Annotated in this window: 1 protein-coding gene; it reads left to right on the top strand. The window is 68.9% G+C overall.

Features of this window, described 5'->3' with window-relative positions; all coding sequences use genetic code 11:
* Nucleotides 1-695, top strand: a 695-nt coding sequence (locus C1I93_RS30790) for an esterase/lipase family protein (RefSeq protein ID WP_111246723.1), incomplete at its 5' end; no start/stop codon positions are given.
* Between the last annotated feature and the right edge of the window lie 74 nt (nucleotides 696-769).

Genomic DNA, 769 nt, shown 5'->3' with positions numbered 1-769 from the left:
CCACCGCGGCTGCCCGCCCCGCCGCCGCGCTCGCCGACGCCAACCCGGTCGTCGTCGTGGGTGGGCTGAGTGGAATCTCCATCGTGTACGAGCCGCTCGCCGCCCGGCTGCGCGCTGACGGCTACCGGGTCTGGATCTATCAACTGCCGAACCTCGGGCTCGGCGACATCGCCGCCTCCGCCGCGAGTCTGCGCACCTTCGTGGGGCAGGTCCGTGGCACCACCGGAGCGGCAAAGATCAACCTGGTCGCCCACTCGGAAGGTGGCCTGGTCAGCCGCTACTACATCAAGAACCTCGGTGGCGGCGACGCGACCGGTCGCTATGTCAGCCTGGGTACGCCGCAGTACGGCACGTACGTGGCGAACATCCTCGCCTTCCTCGGCCTGGGCAACTGCGCCGGCGTGGTGGCCTGCCAGCAGATGACGATCGGCTCGTCTTTCCTGACCGCGCTCAACGCCAGCGACGACACCCCGGGTTCGGTGCGCTGGACCACCGTACGCAGCTGGCAGGACGAGCTGGTGCGGCCGGTGGACAACGCCATGCTGGCCGACGACGCCACCAACGTGTTGATCCAGTCCCGCTGCCCGCTCCGCGTCGTCGGCCACCTCGCCCTGGTCACCGACGGCACCACCTATTCGGTGATCCGCCAGGCCCTCCGCGACCAACCGATAAACCCCTCCTGCCTGGCCCTCTAAGCCCAAGCCGCCGCCCCCGCCCCGTCGATCATGCAGTTGTGGTGCCTCACAAAAGCCGCTCAACGGCACAGATC

The organism is Micromonospora endophytica (genome assembly GCF_003236305.1).
Taxonomy (GTDB): Bacteria; Actinomycetota; Actinomycetes; order Mycobacteriales; family Micromonosporaceae; genus Micromonospora; species Micromonospora endophytica.
Note: the sequence above shows the minus strand (reverse complement) of the source record. Positions and strands in the feature narration are given on the sequence as shown.